This is a genomic window from Poriferisphaera corsica (assembly GCF_007747445.1).
Classification (GTDB): domain Bacteria; phylum Planctomycetota; class Phycisphaerae; order Phycisphaerales; family Phycisphaeraceae; genus Poriferisphaera; species Poriferisphaera corsica.
In genome coordinates this window covers 1504365-1529609 of the sequence record NZ_CP036425.1, presented here as the reverse complement: position 1 = coordinate 1529609, position 25245 = coordinate 1504365, and the positions used below count along the sequence as shown (strand labels likewise).

Here is a 25245-nt window from a genome sequence, read left to right as displayed (position 1 = left end):
GCTACACTTGGTTCTGTACAAGAACCAAGTGTAGCCCATCGTTTATCCCACCTTTAACACAACTGGCACCATCAATATTCTTGAGCTTGTACGCCGCGCTGGCGTTCAACGTATAACATTTTCTGCATCTTTAGCTGCATACAGTGATTCCGAAACTTTACCTAAAATCGAAACGATGCCCGTTTTAGCTAAGTCACCTTATCCAACCAATAAGGTCACATATATGAGGCTTTGATGCGTGCTGATGCGGATTCATATAACTTGAATACCGTTTCTCTTCGCTACTTCAATACCTTTGGTCCACGTCAGAATGTGAACTCCGCCGATACTGCAGTAATCGTTACATTTGCAAAATCATTGATCGCTAATGAAACATCAAAAATCTAAGGTGATGGCGAGTAGTCACACGATTTCATCCCTATCAATAATGCTGTTCACGCAAATATATTAGCTGCTCGTTCTGAAAAGAAGACTGGCGGCCAAGTCCACAACATTGCTTGTGAAATACGTATCAAGGTCAATGAACTCGCGAGATGATAGCTAAAATAATGGGTAAGCTTCATCTTAAATCAGAACATCTTCCCGAGCATATGGGCGATGTGAGAAATTCATTAGCACCTAACTAACACGACCAACGCAATTGGAACAAACCTCTGATCTATTTTGAGACCGGTCTCATGCTACTGGTAATTGGTACATCGAAGATAGCGTATAGTTTTCATGATAAGCATATTTACGCCAACCTTCACAACCCTAAGATGCAATTGATATCTACTCTGATTTAACGCGTTAGTTAACCTGCTGAGTATATACAACCTAGGCGTTGGCTGGAACCATGTCTGGTGTCGCAGGTTGACTGGAAGCTGGTGCTGGTCCAGCAGAGATCACTGGTGTACCCATTGGTAGCACTGTTCTACCAGCAAGGTCGTTGATGATGATCCCCGCCATCATATACCAAGCATTTAATGCACAGAGGATCAAGACATAACAAGCAATTGTATTAAAGATCGCCGGACCAAAATGCCCAAGATCCAAAAGTATAAAGCCAGCAATCAGCAACGTGAAAGTACTGAACATTGCTTTGTGTATCCACATCGATGCAATCCACAAGATTGTCGTGTAACCGGTCCATGCGACAAGGAACCAACCAACGTCTGTTTTGCTGGATTCGTAAATACCGAGACTATTAAGAATCCAGATAATACCTAGACCAATCCAAAATGACCCGTAAGCAACAAAAGCCGAGAAACCAAAATTATTTCCGATTTTCTGCTCTTGAAAGCCAGCAATCATCTGCGCAAGCCCACCAAAGATCAGGCCCATCGCCAAAACTGGTCCGATCGAGCAAAGCCCGAGGTTATGAACTTGAAGAAGTAAGGTTGTCAGGCCAAATCCTGCTAGACCGACCACAGCCGGATTACCGACTTTCACTGAATCACTCATTGTTATGCTCTTAAGGCCGGCTGTCCCCAACACAAACAAAGCATGAGAAAACCGGCTAGGGGTGGAGTTGACGCTGCGAAGTATATCAGACAACATTGTCTTTTCAAGTTTTGTTCGAACAGACTTAGTCGATTACAAAGCACATATCCACACTCCAATTTTGAGCATCCCGCAAGATTCGTGCTAGAGATGTAAACTCACACCATACCAAAGAAAGGAAATATCGTGAATAGAATGCTTCTACGCAGTCAAAATCCAGTCTAAGCGATCATAGATATATGCTATCTGCTTAAATTAAAATCTGTATATCAATATAAATTTATCAAATGCAGATTGGTCAGTACGCTACTTCTCAGAACTAAACACAAATAGAGGCTCGTTGATCTCGGTAATAATCGCGAGTGGTACTGGTCCAAAAAACCGCGAATCTAGTGACTTCGGATCTGTACCCAACACGAAGACTTCATGATCACCTAATCTAATGGGATAATGTGGCATAGTCACCATCGGTATACCGCTCCTCGAAACGATGGGAAACCAATTCGAACCATCAAGTCCTTGCCCATTAACCGTCACACGATTCATCTCATCAATGTTGATGAGATCGCCAGGCATACCGACCACTTTTTTCATCCAAATTTTGCTTGCCCCCCTTTTAGCATACTGATTGAGAAAACATTCTATTCGATCATTTAATTTTGGATCAAAACTGACATAAGATCCCCGTTTAATTTGGCCCGTAATACCTCGATAGATTCCGCATGGCAAGCTGCCTGTATAGCTATAACTAATCTGAAAATATGACATAATTGAACCAAAGATTATCAAGCAGCAAATCAGCATACCCATCCATAGACAGACGGTATGTAAAATCCGTTGAATACATTGCTTGGTCCGCAAACACATACTGAATACCTGTGTAAAAAAAGTACTCACATCTCTGCAAGTACTTTCGAATAAACTATGACTTATAAGGGGCTAATGAAACATTCTTTCTAAGCACAATATTGAATGTCCATCCAGGGCGAATCGTTATGGTTGGCTGATGAGCCAATGCTCGATCAATTAGCGATTGCCCAAGCTGTAAAGATTCCTGTGCTAATGTGTCACCAAGAATACTGATGTCGTCATCACTACTGCTAGAAACACTATTCGCCAAAAAGCCTAAGCCGGTCGTAATCGCAGTTGTCGCAATCATACTATCAATATGGAAATCTGTATGATCCGATAGACCTGCAAACCCGCTAGCATCCGTACCTGGAGCGCCACCCAATGGTATAGAAGTACCATTCGGCATCGTCAGTGTATGCCATACAACTAAAGCGCGACTCTGACCATTCGCAATTAAGCTCTGATATTCGCCAACAACATTCGTACCTTGTGGTATCAGTAAGTATTTACCAGTCGTACTATCATAAACATTTTGCGTAATCTTCCCAACAATAACGCCTGGCAGATCTGTATTTATACCTGTAATTAAAGCACCAGGTATAAATGTTCCAGCTGAAAGATCAAACTTCGATAACACCGGTGTGACATGCGTGACTTGATAAGTTTCTGTATCAAACTCACCATTGCGCATGAATGCTTCATCAGGACTCTCTGAACGCGTACCGAGATTGCCCCCATTCATACCTTGCGAAGCAGAAACCATCGCGCTAGTCGCATCAGAAACCATCTTCCCAATATCTGGATATGAGCCATCAACTGTATTATCAGTATCTTTCTCTGTTCCATCCGATTGGCGACTTTTACGAAGAGCATAGTTGACATATGAAATTGGACTGTCCAATGCCTTACGCGCTTCCTCAATCTGTTGATTCTGAAGCTGTGCCTGCAATTGCCGCATCGCAGCAAGCTGCTCATTGGTTTCTTGCTTCTGCTTCTTCAAAGCCTGTAAAGCATCTTGGTATTCTTTCATCTGCTCAGGACTAAAATTCCCGTCAGCAACCATACCACTGAAATCTGCCGGTTCGCCTGCTTTAGCACTTGGCATATCATCGTACGACACATCAAACATACTATGAGGCAGACCATTATTGTTCGATTCATTACGCTGATCCAAAACAACCTCATCACGAACTTCATTCGAGTTATCGCGAGGTTGAATCGCATAAAACAGCGTGAAAACAATAATCGCTATCACAACGCTAACAACCAGAATCACAGCATTCCGCCTGATTCGTGTGATCTCGCCGACCGAATGTGTAGCATCAATAAAGTTTGGTCCATGTTTCATGACGGACAACCTTTCATTTATGAGTTCAGTTGATGCTCACGAATAACTTTGACGATCGTCTGTGGTGCTTCACCCAAGCGTAACTCCGCAACGCCGAGTAACCGATCCACAACATAGTAATTACCTTCTTTACGGTAATTCACGACCTGCGCTTCTTCGCTGTCAGGTGTAGGAAGCACAAATAATGGTGGCAGTTCCATATAGCGAGCCGAACTTGGGAACTGTATATAAGTTTTTGCACCATCATCAAATACACGCAATGGGGCCCAATATGGTGCCACCGCATCCTTTTTCTTACCATCAGATCCGCGTTCCTGATAATACAATTTGTAATCGAAATTAAGATTATCCAGATCGAATTTCCCTGAAACGATACTTCCCGTCACATCTTCTCGTCCATCAACACGTTTAACATGCTGTACTAATCTAGATAAAGGGTAATTCCATGCAATTGCAGATTGATAGTTAGAAGAACTATTAGCATACATATCAATAAAATACACACGCCTTGATGTTGTAATCACAAAATTTGTTGTCATATGCGGCTTCGTCGGCTTCACTAGAAGCAATTGTTTGATATTGCCGCCAATACCCGAAGATGTTGTTTCTGTTGCGAAATCCTGCGTATTACCAGCACTCCACGACACTATCTCTTCACCGCGTTCAAGCTCAATGGCTGTGACATAGCCAACCGCGCCAACAACGTTATATCTTACACCTGGAGCGTAATCATAATACTGAATCGCATTCACAAATCCCTCAGGTGCTGGTTTGCGTGTTGCTTCCTTGTTTGCAACACCCAAATCCTGAAGCATTCCATCCAGACCATTCCCCGATGGTCCTTGACTCATTCCTGATTTAGCTAATGGTTCTGGCAAAGGAACAAGCTGTGGCGCGGGCAATGTAATCTCCGGTAAATCTCTATTCATTACCTCACGATCTGAAACCCGTCTTGCCACTTCAAGCTCAATCACTTTTTCGAGATCTGGACTCGTTGGACGCGTCAGCTCCTTTTTTGCTTGAATATTCTCCGTTCGACATCCCGACAGCATCATCACTGCCGAAACAAATAATAATGTGGGCATAGTTATTTTGTTACGCATCTTAAACCCCTTAAATTCTAGCTATTTGCCATAGGATTCGAGAAATCTCGACTCCATTCAAAATTAGTTATATATAGACCAACTGGATTATCTAGTATGGATTTCTTGTCTTTCGGTGCTTGATGAACAACCGTGAACAAACCCGTCCAATTATCTTGCCCAGTCAGCTTACCCGATGTATAGATTTTTTCTTTCCAACGCACCTGATACGAATCATCGCTGCGCTGCAAAACGGATTCGACTTCAACTTGTTTCGCAATATCTTTAGCCCGCATCCCATTCGCTTCCCTTGCATACTCGTCCATCCGAGGCTTTGCATCTCCACGAATAAATTTGTAAAGCCGCTTCCAGTTCTCAGCTAATACAACCTTATCCGTCGGCCTTGATCTTGAAAGCTTTACAGCCTCTGCAACAAAATACCCCGTTGCAGAATTCGTTGGCGTATAACGCCGCCCCGACAACTCCACACCAATCGTCTGCGCTTTGTTGCCGTCAATCTCAACAACAAACATTTCCACCTGTTTGTTACTGCAAACAAAAATCAAGCCTATCGCAAGAATCCCGCATAAAGATGTCGAGCCGATTGCAATCAACCGTAAAAGACGATTATTCGATAACGCCATACCAAGACGCTCATCCCATTTCGCCTTTGCCTTAGCAAATGGTGTATCAAGTTCAACCGGTAGCCCATTCGATCCAAAACTCTGTGTTGTTTTATTCATAATATTCCTCTTCCCTGGTCATACCCAGCTATCTGAGGACACCATTTAATGCCGATACCGCTTCGCAAGCACAGCTAACTCGCGTTGCCGTTCATAACGATTACTCGCAGCTCGATGCTTGCTCACGTACCCTTCAATCAAAGTACCCTTATCCTCTATAAGAGCTGTCGTATCGTGTCTCCCTGTATACACAACAGGCTGCAGTGGTGTTCTGACTTGAATCTCTCTTGTTGTACTAGCACGCTTCGTTGCTTCTGTATCACGCAACCCTAACGACGCGATACCACCACCAATATTCGATGCAATCTTGCCGCAGAAAATAACAAATACACCTAATAAACCCGAAATAATCAATAATTCAATCGCTTGTCCAATCTGCAATGTATTAGGATCCAACTTCGGAATGCTGTCTTGCATAAACGAAACCGAAATTCCCAATGTCATTGCGTACGCCATAATTCGAGTTCCTGCAGAGAATACCCAAGAAATCGGCCGCTCTGCCAAAAATGACGTCTTATCAAACATCGCAAACGGCAACAGTACATATGCAATCACTCCGCCAATCTTAAAGATCACCAAATTCAACAACACAACAAAACTAAGCGCCGCCCAAAATCCTAATATCATAAAATACGTAAACGCCATCATGATCTGCATATGTGTTTGAGAAAAACCTACCATATTGATGTGAACCAAAATCGGCTGAGCCGTCTTTGCACCAAACCCCATAATCTTGCCCGGTTCATTAAACAGCTGCGTCACCAAATCCGAATTCGTACTATCTACCCTTAGCCCAAACTGCTCAAAAGTAAGTCGGATTGCATCTACACAATCCACCCAATTATTAATAAAGAACATTAAGATACTAATAAACGCCAATCGTCTAATAATCGAAGGTGCAATCGGGCTCTCACTCACAGCCCACATAATCCCCGTCCATACTATCGTCAATACAAGCAGAAAGTTAAACACATACGTCACATCGCCAATCAAGTTCTGCGTACCATTGTTGATTGCTTGCTCGACTGTGCTATAGAAGCTTGTAATCAAACTTCCAACATCCCCATTTTGGGCGATCTCAAACAACATTGTTCACCCTTTCATTAATCCTTCATTCTCAGCAACGATAGTACAAATCATTCACCTGTTAACACTTTGTCTGATTCCGCAGCAACTTTGCCATACGCTTGATCCCACGCCTCTTTTGATTGCTTTTCTGCTGCCTTTTCAATCTCCGTCTGCAAATTCGCAATCTCAATGGCCTGCATATCCTGAATCTGTGCAATTGTCGCAGCCAACATTTCATTCCCTGCCTGAATCGCTGACAATGGACCAGATGCACCATTCGATTTACTCACATATGTTTCGATCTGACCCTTGATTTTGTCCGCATTCTCTTTCACAACATTTTGCGTTTTAAGTATGTTTCTCGTACGTTCCCGATTTGCATCCCGTCTTTCATCCTTAAATTTTTTCAGCTCACCCAAATCAACATGATTCCACTCATCAGGTAACTTACCCAGTGAATCATCTAACCGTTTTTGGTTGTCATTAATCTGATCCGTCAACGACCCCATACGTTTGAGCGTGTTAAAAACATCAGAAAACGACCACTTTCTAATCTGTTCCTCGTACATCTTGATTTGCTGAGCCATCTTCTGTAGTTCCTCAATTTTCTTAGTAACCAAAATGATATTTTGTGTTAGATTAATCGGATCAAGGACAGGTGTTTGAGCCTTCGCTTCTGGTATCACTATCAAACTCCCTGTAGTTACCACAACCATAACCACAACTTTTATCATTTGCTTTTTCATCACAGAACCTTTCTTCAATGCTCTATGGAACATAAGACCTACTATTCACCTGTTAGCACCTTGGTTGACTCAATAGCCTGTTCACGATATTTTTCTTTCAATGACTCCCGAGATTGATCCCTTGCTTGCGATTCTTCTCTTAGCCGCGCTCGCAGTGATCGCAAAGCTGATAATTTACCCTGCTCTACAGACATAACCGATAACAAATGGTTATGCGCCTGAAATGCACTCGTTTCACCCTCTGCAGCATTACTACCACCAATAATGCTGCTAATTCGATCAGATACCGCCTTCCGATCCTGCTCAATTTTCTCCGCCGCTGATTTCACCTTATCCGCAAAATCGCGAACTGCCTTTGCTGCCTGCTGATCCAAATCAATCATCTGTTCGACTGTAATCTGGCCATCGAATTTCACAGGATAGTTATCCAAACCTTCTTCTTGATCTGCAACCTGCTTCAACGCCGAATTCACATCACCAAACCCATCGCCAATCCCCGGCATCTTTAAGTTAGCAAGACCCTTTAATGTCTTAGCCATCTGATCAATCTGCTTAATCATTTGCACCGCCTTCTGTATTGAATCTCGCACTGATTCAATCAACTGAATTCCATTAGTCGGGTCATGTATAATTGGCGATTGGAATTGACCAAAAGATTTATTTGCCATAATCGTTGTGATCGATACTAAAACTATTACGTAAACCCTGATTTTATAAGATAATTGTTGTTTCATCGCGACGCTCCCTTTCTAAATATCTCTATTTTTGTTTCATGTTCCTTAACCTGCTCTAACGCTTTCTCGCGCTGAATAGCACTTAGATAATGCTTCAAGAAATCATCCGGGTATTCACTAAATATACTCTCAGCCAACCTTTGCTGAGCGGGCTGCGATGCCCCCACCAGATCTAATTGCTTGTTCGATAGCGCTAAACTCACCATCCGCCGTCCAACATCAGAAATTACATAATAATTATGCTTGGCTACAGCAACGCTCAGCTTGTCCATTTCTTCTGTATTCAGACCCAATAATTCCTCATACAATCTACGCATATGCCGCTCAGCTGCAGTTGGATTAGGTAACAGAATCCGCGTCATACAACTTTCTAAAATAGTTGCCGCAATTGAAGAAGACTCGATATCAGCCAGCGATTGGGTAGCAAACACCACCGCCACATTTCGTTTCCGTAGCGTCTTCAACCAATCACGAATCTGTCCCCTAAACATATCATTGCCGATAAACAACCACGCTTCATCCAATATCAGCAATGTAGGCTTCGTTGTTGGCGTACCGTTCTTATCCATCCCTTCTTCCACATCTCTCGCCGATGCAAACCGATCTTCCAGTCGATTAAACAAATATGAAAGCACGCCCGGCAGCGCCAATCCCATCCGGTAAACACCCTCCAACTCAAATGCTTGCCAACGGTTGCTACCCAGTGGATCACAATCTCCATCGAATAAATGCCCATACGCACCCTCAGCCGAATAGTTATACAACCCCTGTTTCAAATGCTGAAACTGCAAATATCCAATCAATAAGCTGATCGTGCGTTCATCCTTAGGCCTCGAAGCAAGCTGATCTACCTTCTCAAGAATATGTTCCTTATCCGACACACTCAACGGCACATTCTCACGCGTTAAAACATCTATCACCCATTGAAATGCTCTCGTCCGATCCAACTTGCTATCTAACTCACGCAGCGGCTGCAATTGCAAGGCCGACTCCTTTTCACCCAGATCGTAGAATTGTCCTCCCATTGCATATGTCATTACGCGCGCAGACCCGCCCTTATCAAAAATATAGACTTGCGCCCCCTCATATCGCATCCACTGCGCTGCCATCAAATTTAACAACGTCGATTTACCCGCACCCGTCGGGCCAGCAATCATCGTGTGACCAACATCCGTACCTCCAGGAAAAATATTCAACCAATACGGTGTCGTCGACGCACCCGTTGCACACTGCATCAATGCCGGCGCATCCAAATGATCACACCACTGCTCACCCGAGCATTGCATCATCAACGGAGAAACATCACAGAAATTATGCGAGCTCGTAATCGGCCGTCTCACATTCGCATACGCATGGCCCGGTATCGTTCCCAACCATGCATCAAACGCATTCGTCGTTTCAATCTGTGTCACCCAACCACTTCGATCCGTCGCTTCACGCAGCATATTCGCCTTTGATTCCGCAGCCTCTTCTGTTGAATCCCATACACAAAACGCCATCGTCGTATACCCGAAACTCGCCTCATCACTTCCAATCATCGCCAATGCATGGTCAGCATCATCCGCCTTCACTCGCGCATCCGGATCTTCCAATTGACTCTCTTCCTTGGACGCCATCTCTTTAATCATTGTAAACAGATTTTTCCGCTTACTAAACCAATGCCGCTTCAATTTCGTAACATGACTATGAGCCATTTGCCTCGACATCGGCAAAAATCGAATACACCACCTAAATTCAAACGGCAGCAAAAACAGTGAATCCAACATATTCGGCTCAGTTGCATTCACCCAATTACGAACACCAATCATCGACACATGCTGTCCACCCAAACGTAATCCCAACCCTATATCCAGCGGTGAATCCGTTAATTTTTCCGCAATGTCAATCGGACAATCAGGCACCGCAATACGATGTGATCGCGAGCTAATCGCGCTATGCAAAAACGTTAACAACGTCTCATTTTTCAGAACATTTACTTCTTTGACAACGCCGCCCAGTAAACTTACCGTTTCGCCAATAACTTTTTTATAAGTAGCGAGTGGTGGTGATTGAGGATTTGGTTTATCTTGATCAGACGGATACTCAATAAATAGATCCGCAACTTTCCGATGACTATCCTCTGGCGGCAAATACGATAAAACCAAATAACACCGCGTAATAAAATACTCACCGTTACCAAAAATGTTCAGTCGATCATCTTCAATATACATCGCCGCCTTCGGCGCATCTTTCGGTAAATCAATAACTTCTGGTTTGTATGCCTGTCGTTTCGCCTCAACCTGAACACACCAACGATCACCAAAGCGTTGAAATATATTATTAAACTGCTCACGAAAGTTTGTCAGCATCGTCGCTGTTTCACTCCCACCATCAGGCCCTTTGAATTCGATCACAGTCGTGTAACTGCCATCTTTATTCACGATCGTCTGCTCATCCAACATCATCCCCCACGGCAGCCAATCCGCCAGAACTCTTTGCTTATTCTGATAAGGGCGTAGATCAAACATACTTCGCTCCATCACACAGGATTAAGTTTCCAATCGTATCGGCTGACGCAGATAACGCATCAATATCGTCATCCAGTCCACATCATTCTTCGTTATCCTCGCCACAACAATGTGCAACACTAGCCCAAGCGGAAGTCCGATCCAAGGCATGTGCATCCCAAATGAGATCGCCATAGCCGTTGTCCAATTAATGAACGCAAATTGTCTCGGAACCCCCGCGATCATCACCGGCTGAATCAACGATTGATGCACCGGCGCGTAATACTTTCTAGGCATTTCGCTTTCCATAACACGCTCATTCCTGTGAAGCATCCGAACGATGCAGGATCTGATCCATATACGCTGGTGTTGGCCGGTTCACTTCTAGACGCGTACCACCACCATCATCTTCCTCATACCTCACACCATGGTCTTGCTGCGGTACATCCTGAGCATCTGATTCTTGCACCTGTAGCTCATCCGCAACAGGTTCGTCGACAATCGACTCATCAACTACAGGTTCTTCAACCTGACCCAGTTGATCAGTTTGTCCTGCTACTTCCGGCTGACCAATCTCCCCAGCCTGATCTACATCAACTACCTGATCATCCGTCGCAGCTTGACCTTGTTCATCCGCATCGATCCGCATCTCAACAGCCGGCCCCTGATATTCTTCAGCCAATCCTGAATCCTTAAAGCCTAAGAAATCAAGGCCCCAGCTCACAGCCGAGAATGCCAAAGCCAAACCAAAGAACACACCAATCAAGCGACGTGTGCCACCAGCACCTTCCGCCATCGCAAAAGACACACCCAACACAACAATCGCAATCACGCCAGCGACCTTCGCAAACGGCCCAGTAAAGAAATTCTGAATCGCTTCCATCTTATCTTCCCAAGGCATGCCCGTACTAGTTCCCGCCAAAGCAGGTGAACACAGCACCAACATCAATCCCAACACACCACACGCACATATAACCTTTTTAAGTCTGGGGCTCATACTGCACCTCACACATTTCTTGGTTTAATAAATCATCAGCCGCGTAAGACCGCAGGTCATATCCGCCCTGCTCTGTCCATCCGCAAACCTCGACGAGTTCCTTCACCCGTCTACCCGACGGCGAACTACGATCGCGCTCAATAAACGCAACCAAGTCAATCGCCGATCCAATAGCTCGTTTTGGCACCTGTCCCACACCGCCTTCCCCAGCAAGCGCTTCACCCACTAAATCCTCAACACGATGAATCGCATCCATCGCAGAGTTCGCATGTAATGTCGATATACCACCCGGGTGTCCCGTGTTAAACGCCTTCAGTAAATCCAATGCCTCCGGCCCGCGCACTTCACCCATCACGATCCGATCTGGCCTCATGCGCAGCGTAATCCGCACCAGCTGCTGCATCGTCACGCGCGGCTCGCTCTCCTTCGTCAACAATGATTCCGTATCTTCCGCCGGACATTGCAATTCACGGGTATCCTCAAGCAATACCACGCGACACTTTTTGTCCGCCAGTTCTCTTAGAAGTGCATTAACTAATGTTGTTTTACCCGAACCCGTACCACCGACGATCAATATGTTGCTGCGCTTCTTAACCGCCTGTTTCAGATAGGCCGCCCAACCCACATCCAGCGTCCCAGACTCAACATAATCATCCAACGTAAATACAATATGTGCCCGTTTACGAATCACAAATACCGGCGACGTCGTCACCGGCGGCATCAACCCCTGAAATCGGTCACCCGAGCCCGGCAATGTTCCCGAGATCGACGGTGAATCAGCATGCACGCCTCTTCCCATCACAGACGCAACCAACGAGACGACACTCGCCGCATCATGATCTGTCATCGTTCCAACACACGCAGGCGCGCAACCCAGTTTTTCCACCCAGACCGTACCGTTGGAACTACGGTAAATCTCGACCACGTTTTTTTCTTGCAGTGCCTCACCCAATATCAGGCCAAGGCTATTTTCTAAACTGCGCTGTAAGCGCAGAATAGACGTACTGCCTTCACAAGATGACATGAGCTGTTCATCCAAATTCGCGTTATCCAAGAAGGACTAACCTCTTCCTCACGGCGAATCCAAAGATGGAATTAACACACTCACGATTATCTTCAATTGTTTACGTCGTTCTTAACATGCGTCGAACGTACCCGTTCTTCCATGCATGCTTTGCTTTTGCTCCTACCTCGATTGTCACATCAAGCAAGGAGACTCGCTTCCGACTTCAACCTCAAAACCTGATCGCTATTTCGATCCGATTTTCCTCGTCCCACAGGGTGATCGTATTCCCTTATTTTTTAGGGGTCAACCATGTTGATCAAAAAAACGAACAATACTTTTCCTAATCCTAAAACAACAATTATCCACGTCAGCATCAATAATACACATACAACCAATAGTCACGTTTCTTTCGACTATCTCACATTCATCATTCTCAAACCAAAACTCGCCACCTATCTTGTGATTAGTTTAACTATCGGGCTTACAATCACCGCGTAGTTCCTCCGTATATTCATCCCAACAAAAAAGCCGCCAGTCATGGGCAGCTTTTCTCATATCCCCTACAAAATCGCACATCTTCATCATTCCATACGCCGCCTGTTCCGTCTTCCGATACACATCCACGCGCCCATCCCCATCAGCGCCACCGCCGATGGCTCAGGTACCGGCTGTGATAAACTCTCACCTAAAAAACTTAACAACTGTTCATCCGTCGCATCACCGACCAAATCAACTCCAACCAACTCATCCGGCAACTCAACCCTTGCAAACCTCGCATACTCATACTGCGCAATCAAATCCGGATTAAACCCCGGCCCATCATTTGTCGTCGTATTTTGCTCAAACGCCGGAACCGATGACGCCTCAGGCCAATTCGTATACGCATGCATACCCACCTGCAATTCACCTGCCATATCCGGCCGATCATACCGCCAGTGCACCTGCCACTCCGTATCCTGCGGCCGTTTATACATCAAAATCACACTATCACCCACACGCGCAATCTGTAACTGTGCAGTCGTCGCCTCATTCTGCGTCGCAACTAACGATGAACTACTATTCGTCGTCGATTTTCGTTCAAAATGAGGCCCCGGTCCCGGCGCTGGTTGACCCGGCCCACCAAACCCCGCACTCGCATAACCAAGCGCTAAAAACAAATAATTCTCCCCACCCGGCGTCCATGCATCAGGCCCACCAGCCTCCATCTCAGGCCGTCCCTTACGAATCATCAACCCCGCCAGTGAAAACGCCGCCGTAGGCAATCCATCACCCGCACGATTCGTCACAGACACCTCTGTCGTAATCGCAAAATCGCCACTCACCTTCTTATACGCCAGCCCACTCACATACTCACCAAACCAACTGCTCGAATATGGCATCACCGTCATCTTACCCGCATTCGATCCATCAATATCCCATGTCTCCCAATGTGACGCCCACCCTTCCGCCACATCGTTTTGTGTCCAATCTCCAAGCTTACTACCATCCTCAAACTCATCATTAAGATGTCCAAGTGAATCTCCGCGCGCAGTCCCAATCGATACCATTCCCAATACACCACATATCAATAACCCTCGCCCAAATCTCGTGTAATTTGTAATCATAACGATGACCTTTCTTTCCTCTTATCAGTGCAATTGATCCACAAACACCCCCGCGCATATAACTCGTTTTCTCACTCGCATCCACGACATCAAACCGCATTTTTTTTATCACATCAGACGCTTCCATCCGTTGACCGTGTTTCATGCTTCATCATTCGCTCTTTAAACCCCTATAAAAACCAGTTAAAATGCTGTAACCCACAAACTTCGCAGGTGTTGAACTTGAACGACTATCCCATCACAGCCTTAATCGAAGACCTCAAAGACGGCCAATCCCAAGCCGCGCAACAACTTTGGGACATCTATTTCGACCGTATGGTCAATCTCGCAAACAACAAACTCATCCACACCCCCCGCGCCCGTCGAGACGAAGAAGACATTGCACTCTCCGCATTCAACAGCTTCTGTACGGGCCTTCAAAATAACCAATTCCCTAAACTCAAAGACCGCGACACACTCTGGCCCCTCCTCGTCGCCATCACCACCTATAAAGCCGTTGATCACATCCGACACGAAAATCGCGCCAAACGTGGCAACCAATACGCTCATACCCAAATCTACGAGCAAGCCATCGCTGCACTCACCCATCAATCCGACCCGCAACTCATCCTCATTTTCCAAGAGCAGATCGAACAACTCCTCAACTCACTCGACAACATCAAAGACCCCAAACTCAAACAGATTGCCCTCCTCCGCCTGCAAGGCCATGATAAACTACATATCGCCCAACAGCTCGGCTGCGTCACCCGAACCATCGAACGTAAGCTTCAACTTATCCAGCAATGTTGGCTTGAGTCAACTCATCTAACCCTCGATTAGTTAGTTATCACATCAATATCACACATGCGCAAATCTCCCGACAACAACCCGCTCACAACACTGCAAATCATCAACCAGCAATGCAACGCTTTCGAGGATGCTTGGCAATCAACAGGTCAACCTAATCTCCAATCATTCATCCCCAACAATCTCTCCAAACCTCACCAGAACCGCTTGCTTCAAAATTTGATTGAGCTCGACATCGACTATCGCAATCTCATTCATCAGCCATCCACTCCGCAAACCTACCTCGATCAATTTCCTCATCTCGATCCGGATTGGATCAAAAATCTCTTAAATCAAAGCAATTCCGAGCCAACCACACACCCCAACATCCTCGCCCCCGGTGCAAACATCGGCGAATACAGAATCGAATCCCTTATCGGTAAAGGCGGCATGGGCATCGTCTACAAAGCCACTCACAAACACATGAACCGCCCCGTTGCACTCAAAATCCTCTCCCCTCATCTTTTCGATTCGACCGCTGAAAAACGTTTTGAACGTGAAGTTAAAACCGCCGCCGCACTCAATCATCCCAATCTCGCGCAAGCCTTCGATGCAGGCCGTCATCGCCTCACACCTTTTCTCATCAGCGAATACGTGCCTGGACAAAACCTTCATGATCACATCACCCAGCACGGCCAACTCTCAATCAAACAAACCATTAACATCATCCTTCAAACCGCAAACGCATTACACCACGCACATCAAAAGCAGATCATCCACCGCGATATCAAACCATCCAATCTAATGCTCACTGATGATAACCAAATCAAAATCCTCGACTTAGGGTTAGCGACCACACTTAATATTCAAAGCGATCTCACCCTATCCACCGCCATGCTCGGTACCGTCGACTACATGGCCCCTGAACAAGCCGAAAACCCATCCGCCGCCAGCGTACAATCCGATATTTATAGTCTCGGCTGCTGTCTGCATTTCCTGCTAACCGCACAACCTTGTTATCCCGGCAACTCTGCTATATCAAAGCTCTTAGCTCATCAGAAAAGCCCTGTGCCTTCACTAAAATCTATTCGCAATGATGTCAGTGATCCACTCAACGATGTTTTTCAAAAGATGATCGCCAAAAAGCCCGCTGATCGTTACCACAGCATGGATCAAGTGATGACTGCTATTCAAGAATCTCAGAGTATCTCATCAGACATCTCAAAAAAACCTATCCGAAAATTAACCCAACCGATCACAATACTCACGTCAATTATAATGCTTATTCTCATTACTATCTATTGGTTAGTTAGCATCTATCAAAGTGGAGAAAAGATAACCGGAAATCATGAGACGAGTTATATTTTCGATACAAACTCAACGAGTAAGCAAAAGTTACGATCAACTGACAACAAATCCTTTGTCCCTACCCCATCAACAAGCAAAAAACCTGAATTACTCCTTAACGAAAATGCGATACAAAACCTAAGTAGAATGGCTAAAGAGCAATACGAAATTCATGGTTTGATATGGGCGCAAGTCATGCCAGGTCAATTTGTTATGGGTGATGATCGCATCGTGAATGCGCGTCCGACATCCCAGGTCACTTTGACTCACCCATATTTAATGACAACGACGGAAATCACGGTTGCACAATTCCGAAAGTTTGTGAAGGCAACAGGTTATACCACTCAAGCAGAACAACAAACCGGCTGGGGATATGTGAATGGTGCATGGCGGCGCGGGCCTTATAGCTGGCGAAAGATGGGTGATATTCAAATTACCGATCAATTGCCTGCCATAAACATCAGCTGGAACGATGCCAATGCTTATTGCGATTGGCTTAACAGCTTATCTAACAATAAGTTAGTATATCGCCTACCTACCGAAGCAGAATGGGAATATGCTTGCCGCGCTGGCGAGCAGTCCGAAAATCTGAATCGCCAAATCAATGACAGCCAATCATGGTATGCAGTGAATAGCGGTGGACGCGTACATGAAGTTGCGACAAAAAATGCCAATGCATTGGGTCTCTACGACATGCGAGGTAATGAATCGGAATGGGTATTGGATTTTTATGGGCCGTATACTCCGACTACAGAGGAATTTACGATTATCAATCCGACCGGCCCTAAAAGTGGATCGGCTCGCGTTCAACGCGGTGGCAATTTTAATGATGGTATTCAGAATATTGATCCAGCAGCAAGACGCGGGGCGAATCCAAACGAACCAACACGGGGCGCTTTCCGTGTCATCGCAACTCTTCAGCCGATATCTGAATAGATCGGTATGTAGACAACTTGACTATTTCACGATTAGAATTGACAAAAACGCTTATCGCGCGGCGCGTTTTTGCGCACAGTAACAACAACAAATCAAACATGAAGATGCGCACAAATGCGTCATATATTTTTATAAGTGACTTTTCATTCATTTCTTACGTCTGAAAACACTGAACTTTCTCAAACTTGAGAAAACCTTCAACTCTGATCAATGTTTAAGAAGAATTGATCAAAAACTGGCAAATAATGGTGAGAAATGGGTAACTTTTTTAGGCATTGACCATTTTGTGTGCGCTGCGCGGCTTCGTCACACAACTCTATGCGCGCACAAAAGCGCTTTACGTCTGCGAATGAATCTCAAGCATGTCGATCGCATGGCTTTCGGTGTTGCCGGATAGGTGTGACGGTAGTAAAGCACAAACGTGTCAAGGATCGACTAATCAATGATCAAGATTGCCCTCACATCAAACCAACACGCGAAACACGCTTCCGCAATGCGTAAGTGATGGGTGATCAATATGCAACATAAAAAGCGCGTTGAATAAAAACTCAGCGTTGCTCTTGATTTGATGTCAATGGCAGATTATCTATTTCTTGGTTAGGCTTCTATTGCTTGAAGATGCATATCCGTTTTAATGAGTGGCTCAGTTGCGGCATAATCGATAAGTACTTTACCGGTATGGCCGGAAGCCATCATTTTAAAGGCGACGTCAGCATGTTCCGGGGGATAGATGTGTGTAACGAGTGATTCAATGGGGAAGCCGAGGCGATAAAGCTTGAGCATGTCGGTGAACTCGTGGAAGTGATAGAACCATGCGCCCATGGCGGTGATATCGCGGCGAATGAAATCTTCACTGGGCGATAGCTCTACGGAAGGTTGTTCACCATTAAAGATGACGGTGCCTGCGGTGCGTGTTGCGGGGAAGCATTGTTGCGCGGTAATGGGGATGCCGGCCGCTTCGATACAGACATCAGCACCTTTGCCATCGGTAAGCCCTTTGATTTGTTCAACAACGTCTGTGGTCGCGTTGATGATGTGTGCGGCGCCGAGTGATTTGGCGATATTGAGGCGATCTTGCGCCAGATCGATACCGATGACGGTGCGGCCGAGAGAGGCTTGGAGCATCACATTGCCAAGCCCGATGGGGCCGAGGCCGAAGACGGCGACGGTTTTAGTGTCGGCGGGAATTTTTGTTGAAGTGTGGAATGGGACACCGAGGCCGTCACCGGAGATAAGGACAGCGACGGGCCAAGGGACGTCATCGGGGATGACATGACAGGCGAGCGCGGGGATGGCGAAGTATTCGGAGTGCATGTTGCCTGTGTAGTCGAAGCCGTTTTCACACCATGTGTAACGGCCGTGTTTGCATTGTTCACAAGTGCCGCAGCCGTGAACAGCGGAAACGCCGACGCGCATACCTTCTTTGAGGTGCTTGATTTCATCGCCGACTTTGACGATGGTGCCGGCAGCTTCATGGCCATTGTTTCCGTTGCCGAAGCCATCATTACGATAGCCGTGGAGTTCTGAGCCACAGAGTGCGGAGACGGCGGTCTTGATAAGGACTTGATCGTTTAGAATTTCGGGGATTTCGGTATCGCCCATTTTTACAGAGGAGTTGCCCAGACAGAAGATTTGTTTCATGATGCTTGTGTTCCTGTTAATGAAGCGGCAATGGGAAGTTCGTTTTGAACATCTATAGGTTTGCATAAACGATGGAACGCTTTAGCGCCGCTTCGGCTTGCAGTTCACGTAGGCCAGTATACCCGGAGAAGATATCACGGTGTTACGGCTGGGTGAGTTGAGGTACGCCTTGAGAGAACGAGCAAAGGGTTGGGAATATTGTTGCCACCGGGAATCGTTACGTATGAGTGCATGGTTTCGTGAACATGTTGATTGTAGTCATGGATTACCAGTATGCCATCAATATCTTGCATGTGGATACGTCCGTGTGGATGTTGAGATCATTTGTAGAGCGGCGATGTATCTTGCGTTTTTATGCTTGCGCCGACAACGGCCAACTTAAACGAATATTTGGACATCACAATCAACAGGTATTGAGTAGATAAATATACAGTTGCTGAAGGTGGGGAGAATCAGCATGGTATCTTTGCTCGGGCTGGTTAGGATTGAGCATAGTGATGTCATGGGCGAAATTGAAGGGAAAGTATTATGAAGATTGATGTCAGGCTGTTCGGACCACATGTTGAGGCAATGGGAGGCGAGGAAATTTTGCGTATTGAGACGAATAGGAGAGAAATGAGATGCGAGGAATTAATTGAAATGTTGGCGGCCAAGTATCCGCAGATAAGAGACGTGCTAGATACAAGCCGAGTGGCGGTGAATCATCAATACGCTCTGGGCAATCGGGTGATACATGAAGGTGATGAGGTCGGGCTGGTGGCGATGATCAGCGGGGGGTGAAATGTGATGACAACAACGATGTGGTGTTGAGACGTGAAGGGAGATAGAAATAGGAATGGGGGGATGCCTAATCGCAGTGTGGCTTAGAGAGGATATGATCGCGGTATGAATAATCAGCAATTGACGCATTTGAATGAGCAAGGACGAGCAGTGATGGTGGATGTTGGGGGAAAAGAGGTGAATGAACGTGAGGCGGTGGCGTATGGGGAGGTGAAATGCGGGCGGGCGTATTTGGATGCTGTTAAAGAAGGGTCGGTGAAGAAGGGTCATGTTGTTGAGGTGGCGAGGCTAGCGGGGATGATGGGCGCGAAGGAAACGGGACGACTTGTGCCGTTGTGCCATGTGCTGCCGCTGGATTGCGTGGAGGTGACGATTGAGATATTAGATGATCGATTTTCGATTACAGCAAAAGCGAAAGCATGTGCGAAGACAGGGGTTGAGATGGAGGCAATGACGGCAGTGATGATTGCGGGGCTGACGATCTACGATATGGGCAAGGCGATTGATCGGGAGATGGTGATCGGTGAGGTGAAGCTGCTTGAAAAGCGGGGCGGAAAATCGGGCGAGTATTTGCGTGAGGACAAGTAAATAGCCTAATTCATAGATAAATGGTGATTCATGATGAGATTAATTACTGATGAGCAAACGATCAGTATTGATGAACATGCGAGTGGGGAATCAGACAAAAACCGGTATAATTTTAGGGAGTTGTCGGGGTCGTTAGGTGATCTGGGCACATTTTTGCCATTGGCGGTATCAATGTCGTTGATATGTGGGCTTGATATCGCAGTGGTGTTTTTGTTTGCGGGGCTAATGAATGTTGCAACAGGATGGTATTTCAGGCAGCCAATTCCGGTACAACCGATGAAAGCGATCGCAGCGGTTGCGATCGCAGAAGGGTTAGGGGTTGGCGAGATTGCGGCAGCAGGGATGTTGATGGGGGTCATACTCTTTGTCATGGCGTTGGGCGGCGGCGTTGACTGGGTGACAGGACGTGTGCCGAAGGCAATTGTGAGAGGTATACAGTTGGGGGTCGGCGTAAAACTAGCAATCAAAGGTGTTATGATGATTTGGATACTGCCTATCCAAGCAATAGATGGGTGGATGACAGCCTTCGTGGTGGCGGGGCTCATTTTATTGATTCGGGTCAGGTGGCTGCCGATAATGTTGATGGTATTTATCGGTGGGATGGTGATCATGCTGATCACAAAAAATGGGTTATTTGAAAGTTACGGATGGGGGTTACCGCATGTGAGGTGGGTATGGCCAAATAGTGAAGCATGGTGGACCGGTCTGACAAAAGGGGCGATACCGCAGTTGCCGCTAACACTATTAAACTCGGTGATCGCGGTGTGTGCTCTAAGCGCTGATTACTATCCTGGGAAAAGGATCAGCGAAAAGAAAATGGCGATGAGCGTGGGGTTGATGAATCTGGTGTGCGTGCCCTTTGGAGGGATGCCGGCATGTCACGGATCTGGTGGATTGGCTGCGCAGTACAGATTTGGGGCAAGAACTGGTGGCAGCGTGATCATGCTGGGTGGATTGAAGATTTTAGCTGCGGTGACGTTGGGGTCCGTGCTGATGGGGTTTGTACAGGCGTATCCGGTTTCGATACTAGCGGTCGCTCTGGTGTACGCAGGAATGGCGCTTGCATGGACTGCGAAAGATGCGATGAAACGACGATTGATTGCGGCCACGATGGCAACCGGGCTGATTATTGTTGCGTATGGAACACTGTGGGGAGTTCTTGGTGGATTCGTTGTGTACGGAGTCACTGAGTGGTTGTTGAGTCGAAAAAAATGATTGTCTCTGGATTGGTTTTAATAAAGATCCGCGGAAAACTTACGTCGATAACCGGCTGGTGTGGTATGCATGTAGTTACGGAATACTTGTATAAAATAGCTTACTGAACAGTAGCCAGTATTCTCTGCGATTTGCTCGATTGGTGAATCAGTGTTTTGTAATCGTTCACAAGCATAACGTATTTTACGATCCTGCAGCATATCCAGAATTGATCGATTGAGAACTTTACGAAAACGGATTTCAAGGTGACGACGCGATACATGACATTGTTGTGCGATGTCATCGATGGTAATAAAAAGCATCGCTTTCTCATTGATAATCTGCATGGCTTGTTTGATCAGTTGATCGTCGATAGCAAGAACATCTGTGGATTGACGTGATTTGATATCCATAGGCGCAACGATGATGCGTTCGGAACTTTGCTTCTCATCTTTCATCATTCTGTCAAGCAAAGCAGCAGCTTCGTAGCCACCCTTCATAGCATTGACGGCAATACTTGAAAGTGAAGGATGCGATAGATTGCAAAAGAAGTGATCATCATCGACACCAAGCACTGCGACTTCTTGTGGCACGGAAATATTGGCAATGCGGCAGGCATCGATAACATATCGCCCGATGACGTCATCACAGGCCATGATGGCAATGGGTTTAGGCATTTTGCGTAACCAATCAACGAGTTGAACCTGTTGATCGTCGAGGGTTTGGTTGATCGTGAGATGTGAATCTGATGGCGCATAAGCGGTTTGAATATCGAAATGAAAATAACGTGCGTTATAGCCATAATTTTGAACAGAGGTCATGAAACCTTGGCGACGCTTGTCAGACCAAATGCGATCGAGTATGCCGACGAAACCGAATTGGATGAAGTGCCGATTAATGAAATAGTCCGCGGCTAACTGTCCAATACTTTCGGAATCGGGATGTATTTCAGCAAGTTTAGAGAATGGATGTTTTGGGGCAAGTTGCCGCTCAGACATATCGAGTAGAACGGTAGGGATCTTCGCAGAAAGAATGGCTTGCTCAAACTCAAGATCATCATCGGTGCGTGCGATGATGCCTGTGCCGTGCCACCGGCTCATTTGCGGGAGAGCTTGCTTGAAATCACCGGGTGTGAGATGAAAACACCACGGGCCATGCTCTTGCTCGTATTTCATGATGCCACGAAGCATATCACGGCCGTAACCGCGTGCAGTCTCGACGAGCAAGCCGACTCTTGGAATGGATTCAATAGATCGATTCATGATGTCCGAAAAAAAATAGCTCAGATAAGCGAGTAAGTGGATTCATTGTGTAATAACAATTTTGCGCAATATCAATATTAATGTTCGCAATTAAGAATAGAGCTAAATCTGCAACTGAGCAAGAATTTAATGACGAATTACTACTTAGTGAGGTTTTCATGAATAAGAACGGCTATGCGATCGGTGTGGATTATGGGACGAATAGTGTCCGTGCGCTGATCGTGGATGTTAGTAATGGTCGGGAAATTGCTTCAGCGATTTATCACTACCCAAGCGGTGATGCTGGCATATTGCTTGACCCACATGACCCGAATGTTGCAAGACAGAACCCGGCAGATTATATCGCTGGATTCATGGCCTCTGTAAATGAAGCGGTCACAAAAGCGATGGGGCAATCGAGCTTTGATGTCAAACAGGTAGTAGGATTGGGAATTGACTCAACTGGCTCTACGCCCTTGCCTGTCGATCGCACTGGACTACCTTTAGCATTCCAGGAACAGTTCAAGAATGACCTCAATGCACAAGCATGGCTTTGGAAAGACCACACCTCTTATATGGAAGCTGCGGAGATCACTGAAAAAGCTGCAGCTTATGATCCGCGATATCTGTGTAAATGCGGCGGAACCTACAGTTCTGAATGGTATTGGTCAAAAATATTGCACTGCAAACGCATAGCGCCAGAGGTGTTTGAGGCAGCGTATGCCTGGGTTGAATTGTGCGATTTCATACCGGGGTACATCACGGATCAGCTCGATCCAAATACGATGCCTCGCAGCATCTGCGCTGCAGGACATAAGGCGATGTATCACGAGGATTGGGACGGACTGCCAAGTGAAGCATTCCTTGCGATGCTTGATCCTGACCTTGCACCACTACGAGAACGCTACGCAAAGCACGCGATTACATGTGATCAAGAAGCAGGGAAACTTTCGAAATCTGTTGCACTTAAAGTTGGCTTACCTGCTGGATTGCCGATCGCTGTTGGCGCATTCGATGCACATACGGGCGCTGTTGGTGCAGGGATCAAGCAGAATACATTGGTGAAGATTGTGGGGACAAGCACATGCGACATGATGGTTTCACCGTTGGACCATCATCTGCCGGATATACCGGGATTGTGCGGCATTGTACCGGGGTCGATCGTACCCGGGATGTATGGTATGGAGGCAGGCCAATCGGCTGTGGGTGATATCTTCAATTGGTTCGTAAATCATATTTCTCCCGGCACAACATCCACGGGTGACAGGCATATTGAACTAACCGAACAGGCTACGAAACTTACGCCGGGCCAATCGGGACTACTCGCACTTGATTGGAATAATGGCAATCGAACGGTGCTTGTTGATCCACAACTAAGTGGTCTGTTGATCGGGCAAACACTTCATACAAAGCCTTGCGAGATTTATCGTGCACTGATTGAGGCAACAGCCTTTGGTGCGCGCAAGATCATTGAACGATGGGAAACGTACGATGTGCCTGTGCATGAGGTCATTAATTGTGGCGGCATCTCGGAAAAAAATCGGCTAGTGATGCAGATCTACGCTGATGTATGTAACAAGCCCATGAAAATTTCCGCATCCGATCAGACATGCGCATTAGGTGCGGCCATGTTCGGGGCAATCGTAGGCAAGACCTATAAGAATGTACAAGAAGCAGCAGAACAGATGACACGAACGAAAGAAATAATTTTTGAACCAATCACAGAAAATGTCGCGGTATACGAAGAACTGTATCAACTATACACAGACCTACATGATGCCTTTGGCATACATTCTGATGAGTCTCGACATCTATACCACGTTATGAAGAAACTGATCGTGATTCGTGAAAACGCAGTTACAAAGGGGAAAGCACATGTATGAAAAAACTAAGCAGCGTGTTTATGAATCTAACATAGCATTAGCCGAAAAAAATCTAGTAATTTTGACATGGGGTAATGTCAGTGAATTGACGCCGGATGGCAAAGCGTTTGTGATTAAACCGAGTGGCGTGAGTTACGATGAACTATCTCCTGAGAAAATGGTTATCGTTAATCTTGATGGCCATGTTATTGAGAGTGATTATCGCCCAAGTTCTGATACAGAAACTCATCGTATCCTATACCAATCATTCGATAAGATTGGCGGGATCGTTCACACTCACAGTCTGTATGCGACGTCATTCGCGCAGGCTCGCGTTGAGATACCTTGCCTTGGCACGACACATGCGGATCATTTTATAGGTAATGTTCCACTCACAAGAGCGTTATCTAAGCAAGAAATAGAAGAAGGTTACGAAGTCAATACGGGTCGAGTTATTGTAGAACGCATGACTCAGATAGATCCCGAGGCAATTCCTGCAGTTCTTGTCGCAGGGCATGCTCCTTTTGTCTGGGGTGAAAATTCTAAAAAAGCTGTCACTAACGCGGTCGCACTTGAAGCAATCGCGCAAATGGCTCTTCAAACCAAACAGCTCACAGGTCAACTTGGTCCAGTGCTTGAGTCATATGTGCTTCAAAAGCACTACACACGCAAGCACGGGAAAAATGCCTATTACGGCCAATAACATTAAAGATCATTAAGCATTTGCACTCTCAATATGTTCA

At 46.1% G+C, this 25245-nt stretch carries 25 protein-coding genes; 10 read left to right on the top strand and 15 right to left on the bottom strand.

What is annotated here, in order from left to right; translation table 11 throughout:
- Positions 1–37 precede the first annotated feature (37 nt).
- On the top strand, positions 38–235 hold the full coding sequence (locus KS4_RS18120) for an NAD-dependent epimerase/dehydratase family protein (protein WP_145081489.1): 198 nt from the start codon (positions 38–40) through the stop codon (positions 233–235).
- Positions 235–387 carry an NAD-dependent epimerase/dehydratase family protein gene (locus KS4_RS18115; protein ID WP_145076105.1) on the top strand — a complete coding sequence of 51 codons (153 nt, stop codon included), beginning with the start codon at positions 235–237 and terminating at the stop codon, positions 385–387. Before KS4_RS18120 ends, KS4_RS18115 begins: the two co-directional genes overlap by 1 nt.
- 429 nt (positions 388–816) lie before the next feature.
- Here KS4_RS18115 and KS4_RS06165 read toward each other — a convergent pair whose 3' ends face one another.
- The 12 genes from KS4_RS06165 to trbB all read right to left on the bottom strand — a co-directional run bounded on the left by KS4_RS06165 (position 817) and on the right by trbB (position 12562).
- The gene (locus KS4_RS06165; RefSeq protein ID WP_145076102.1) at positions 817–1443 is read right to left on the bottom strand and encodes an acetate uptake transporter; all 627 of its coding nucleotides are present in this window, start codon (positions 1441–1443) and stop codon (positions 817–819) included.
- A gap of 345 nt (positions 1444–1788) precedes the next feature.
- Positions 1789–2292: a S26 family signal peptidase gene (locus KS4_RS06160; protein ID WP_200761632.1), complete on the bottom strand. Its 504-nt coding sequence runs from the start codon at positions 2290–2292 to the stop codon at positions 1789–1791.
- Between the two features lie 112 nt (positions 2293–2404).
- On the bottom strand, positions 2405–3682 hold the full coding sequence (locus KS4_RS06155; protein WP_145076096.1) for a TrbI/VirB10 family protein: 1278 nt from the start codon (positions 3680–3682) through the stop codon (positions 2405–2407).
- 17 nt (positions 3683–3699) lie between these two features.
- Positions 3700–4785, bottom strand: a complete 1086-nt coding sequence (locus KS4_RS06150) for a TrbG/VirB9 family P-type conjugative transfer protein (protein WP_145076093.1) — start codon at positions 4783–4785, stop codon at positions 3700–3702.
- A 17-nt stretch (positions 4786–4802) separates the two neighbouring features.
- A complete protein-coding gene (trbF, locus tag KS4_RS06145; RefSeq protein WP_145076090.1) occupies positions 4803–5507 on the bottom strand; it encodes a conjugal transfer protein TrbF in 705 nt (234 codons plus the stop codon).
- A 45-nt stretch (positions 5508–5552) separates the two neighbouring features.
- Positions 5553–6596, bottom strand: a complete 1044-nt coding sequence (locus tag KS4_RS06140; RefSeq protein ID WP_145076087.1) for a type IV secretion system protein — start codon at positions 6594–6596, stop codon at positions 5553–5555.
- Between the two features lie 47 nt (positions 6597–6643).
- Positions 6644–7321: a hypothetical protein gene (locus KS4_RS06135; protein WP_145076084.1), complete on the bottom strand. Its 678-nt coding sequence runs from the start codon at positions 7319–7321 to the stop codon at positions 6644–6646.
- Positions 7322–7362: 41 nt separating this feature from the next.
- Positions 7363–7989, bottom strand: coding sequence for a hypothetical protein (locus KS4_RS06130; RefSeq protein ID WP_145076081.1), 627 nt, complete (start codon positions 7987–7989; stop codon positions 7363–7365).
- A 62-nt stretch (positions 7990–8051) separates the two neighbouring features.
- Complete coding sequence (locus tag KS4_RS06125) at positions 8052–10562, bottom strand: VirB4 family type IV secretion/conjugal transfer ATPase (protein WP_200761631.1); 2511 nt, start codon at positions 10560–10562, stop codon at positions 8052–8054.
- Positions 10563–10583: 21 nt separating this feature from the next.
- Positions 10584–10850: a VirB3 family type IV secretion system protein gene (locus tag KS4_RS06120; RefSeq protein WP_200761630.1), complete on the bottom strand. Its 267-nt coding sequence runs from the start codon at positions 10848–10850 to the stop codon at positions 10584–10586.
- Positions 10851–10857: 7 nt separating this feature from the next.
- A complete protein-coding gene (locus KS4_RS06115) occupies positions 10858–11538 on the bottom strand; it encodes a TrbC/VirB2 family protein (RefSeq protein WP_145076072.1) in 681 nt (226 codons plus the stop codon).
- The gene (gene trbB / locus KS4_RS06110; RefSeq protein ID WP_145076069.1) at positions 11522–12562 is read right to left on the bottom strand and encodes a P-type conjugative transfer ATPase TrbB; all 1041 of its coding nucleotides are present in this window, start codon (positions 12560–12562) and stop codon (positions 11522–11524) included. The genes KS4_RS06115 and trbB overlap by 17 nt, the downstream gene beginning before the upstream one ends.
- A gap of 291 nt (positions 12563–12853) precedes the next feature.
- Here trbB and KS4_RS06105 point away from each other — a divergent pair, with 291 nt between their 5' ends.
- Complete coding sequence (locus tag KS4_RS06105) at positions 12854–13042, top strand: hypothetical protein (protein WP_145076066.1); 189 nt, start codon at positions 12854–12856, stop codon at positions 13040–13042.
- An 83-nt stretch (positions 13043–13125) separates the two neighbouring features.
- Here the strand turns inward: KS4_RS06105 and KS4_RS06100 are convergent, their stop codons facing one another.
- A complete protein-coding gene (locus KS4_RS06100; protein WP_145076064.1) occupies positions 13126–14148 on the bottom strand; it encodes a PEP-CTERM sorting domain-containing protein in 1023 nt (340 codons plus the stop codon).
- A gap of 222 nt (positions 14149–14370) precedes the next feature.
- Between KS4_RS06100 and KS4_RS06095 the strand changes: the two genes are divergently transcribed.
- Together KS4_RS06095 and KS4_RS06090 are read left to right on the top strand one after the other, a co-directional pair.
- Positions 14371–14967 carry an ECF-type sigma factor gene (locus KS4_RS06095; RefSeq protein ID WP_200761629.1) on the top strand — a complete coding sequence of 199 codons (597 nt, stop codon included), beginning with the start codon at positions 14371–14373 and terminating at the stop codon, positions 14965–14967.
- A 24-nt stretch (positions 14968–14991) separates the two neighbouring features.
- Positions 14992–17196, top strand: a complete 2205-nt coding sequence (locus tag KS4_RS06090; RefSeq protein ID WP_145076059.1) for a bifunctional serine/threonine-protein kinase/formylglycine-generating enzyme family protein — start codon at positions 14992–14994, stop codon at positions 17194–17196.
- 597 nt (positions 17197–17793) lie between these two features.
- Here the strand turns inward: KS4_RS06090 and KS4_RS06085 are convergent.
- Positions 17794–18837 carry a zinc-dependent alcohol dehydrogenase gene (locus KS4_RS06085; protein WP_200761628.1) on the bottom strand — a complete coding sequence of 348 codons (1044 nt, stop codon included), beginning with the start codon at positions 18835–18837 and terminating at the stop codon, positions 17794–17796.
- Between the two features lie 528 nt (positions 18838–19365).
- Here KS4_RS06085 and KS4_RS06080 point away from each other — a divergent pair.
- The 3 genes from KS4_RS06080 (at position 19366) to KS4_RS06070 (ending at position 21420) form a co-directional block, all read left to right on the top strand.
- The gene (locus KS4_RS06080) at positions 19366–19617 is read left to right on the top strand and encodes a MoaD/ThiS family protein (protein ID WP_145076053.1); all 252 of its coding nucleotides are present in this window, start codon (positions 19366–19368) and stop codon (positions 19615–19617) included.
- Between the two features lie 105 nt (positions 19618–19722).
- On the top strand, positions 19723–20205 hold the full coding sequence (gene moaC / locus KS4_RS06075) for a cyclic pyranopterin monophosphate synthase MoaC (RefSeq protein WP_145076050.1): 483 nt from the start codon (positions 19723–19725) through the stop codon (positions 20203–20205).
- A gap of 33 nt (positions 20206–20238) precedes the next feature.
- A complete protein-coding gene (locus KS4_RS06070) occupies positions 20239–21420 on the top strand; it encodes a putative sulfate/molybdate transporter (protein ID WP_200761627.1) in 1182 nt (393 codons plus the stop codon).
- A gap of 17 nt (positions 21421–21437) precedes the next feature.
- On the opposite strand, the gene KS4_RS06065 is transcribed toward KS4_RS06070, so the two are convergent.
- Complete coding sequence (locus KS4_RS06065) at positions 21438–22661, bottom strand: AraC family transcriptional regulator (RefSeq protein WP_145076045.1); 1224 nt, start codon at positions 22659–22661, stop codon at positions 21438–21440.
- Positions 22662–22819: 158 nt separating this feature from the next.
- Here KS4_RS06065 and KS4_RS06060 point away from each other — a divergent pair, with 158 nt between their 5' ends.
- A complete protein-coding gene (locus tag KS4_RS06060) occupies positions 22820–24523 on the top strand; it encodes a ribulokinase (RefSeq protein ID WP_145076042.1) in 1704 nt (567 codons plus the stop codon).
- The gene (gene araD, locus KS4_RS06055) at positions 24516–25205 is read left to right on the top strand and encodes an L-ribulose-5-phosphate 4-epimerase AraD (protein ID WP_145076039.1); all 690 of its coding nucleotides are present in this window, start codon (positions 24516–24518) and stop codon (positions 25203–25205) included. Before KS4_RS06060 ends, araD begins: the two co-directional genes overlap by 8 nt.
- The last annotated feature ends 40 nt before the right edge of the window (positions 25206–25245 follow it).